At 44.5% G+C, this 1203-nt stretch carries 3 protein-coding genes; all 3 read left to right on the top strand.

The features are described 5' to 3' along the window. Nucleotides 1-393 precede the first annotated feature (393 nt). The 3 genes from F6K53_RS43870 (at nt 394) to F6K53_RS43860 (ending at nt 1154) form a co-directional block, all read left to right on the top strand. The gene (locus F6K53_RS43870; RefSeq protein WP_293087114.1) at nt 394-582 is read left to right on the top strand and encodes a hypothetical protein; all 189 of its coding nucleotides are present in this window, start codon (nt 394-396) and stop codon (nt 580-582) included. 193 nt (nt 583-775) lie between these two features. Further along, a complete protein-coding gene (locus tag F6K53_RS43865; protein WP_293087111.1) occupies nt 776-913 on the top strand; it encodes a hypothetical protein in 138 nt (45 codons plus the stop codon). A 25-nt stretch (nt 914-938) separates the two neighbouring features. Continuing rightward, complete coding sequence (locus F6K53_RS43860; RefSeq protein ID WP_293087108.1) at nt 939-1154, top strand: hypothetical protein; 216 nt, start codon at nt 939-941, stop codon at nt 1152-1154. Nucleotides 1155-1203 lie beyond the last annotated feature (49 nt).

The raw sequence follows: 1203 nt of genomic DNA, 5'->3' as shown, positions 1-1203 counted from the left end.
GGCGTGCCCGGACTCCTACTGGTGGTACCTTTGCCGTGCGTTGTCAGCGTTATGGGAATAGGTTGAGGAACGATAGTACAGAATTACTACCAAATTTAGCTGATATCGAGGAAGTTTCCCTGTGAGCTACTACCCCTGACTAGGTTGGCCAGTAGCACCAGTAATAGTTTAAAAAAGTTAAGCAGAGATCCCTGGGGAACCTCTGCTGTAGCTAGTGCGCTAACCAGCCCATAGGCTACAAAGTCTGGTCGAAATCGATTTGATCAGACTGAGTGCCGCTGGCTTCTTTGTGTTTCCTAAGGTTATAATAACACAAAATCTACAAATAACACAAAAAACTTAAAATACCTATTGAATCGTTTAACCCTTAGTAGGATAATTGGGAGGTCAAAGTTGTCAAAAGATGTGTCAGAAGAAAAACAAGTTAGCTACAAACTATTTTTGCCTGAATCCTTACGGGCAAAATTCAAATCTATGTGCGCTCTCAAGGGAGTCACCATGAATCATATCTTATTGGAGTTGATCGAAGAATGGATAGAGAAAAATAAACCTGCTTCATCCCCTAAGCAGAATAAGAGTTAATCGGCTGATCTAGGTTGATCACTGCTGAATGCGAAATGGTAAGTGCTAAGTGCTGAGTTATTGGTAACCAGCTCATAGTCTGTTATTGTAGCGCTGCTCTTGCTGAGGGTCACACCGTAAGCTATCAGCTATCAGCCATCAGCCAACGGCCAACGGCTGACAGCTGACGGCTTAATGGTTACATGACTAATTAATGCGATTGGCCGTTGGCCACGCTACGCTCCGGAAGCGTTTGGCCAACGGCCTCCGCTACGCGAACGCAAAGGGTGGCCTTTGGCCTCAGCTTCCGCGCTTATGCGATTGGCCGTTGGCCACGCTACGCGAACGCTAATAAAAGACAATAATGAAAGACAATAATGAAAGACGATGATAAATTATTTGAGGAACTGAAGAATCAAGCCCTTGATTCAGAGCATGAGCAAGGGTTGACAGCCCTTGGTGAAGAATTGCTCAAAGAGTTTGATAGCGGTTCATCACAAGGGGTCACTGATATGGCTCGTTATCGGTTGGAAAAACATCGAAGTGCTTACAAAAAAGCCTACACAAAACTGATGGCTACCATTGGTCTATAGCATTTACATTTGAGTTGTTAACATACTCGTGCTTGGGAAAGGCAAGAGG

It is taken from the genome of Moorena sp. SIO4A1 (assembly GCF_010672065.1).
Lineage (GTDB): Bacteria > Cyanobacteriota > Cyanobacteriia > Cyanobacteriales > Coleofasciculaceae > Moorena.
The sequence above is the reverse complement of the archived record's forward strand: the minus strand, read 5'-3'. Positions and strand labels throughout refer to the sequence as shown.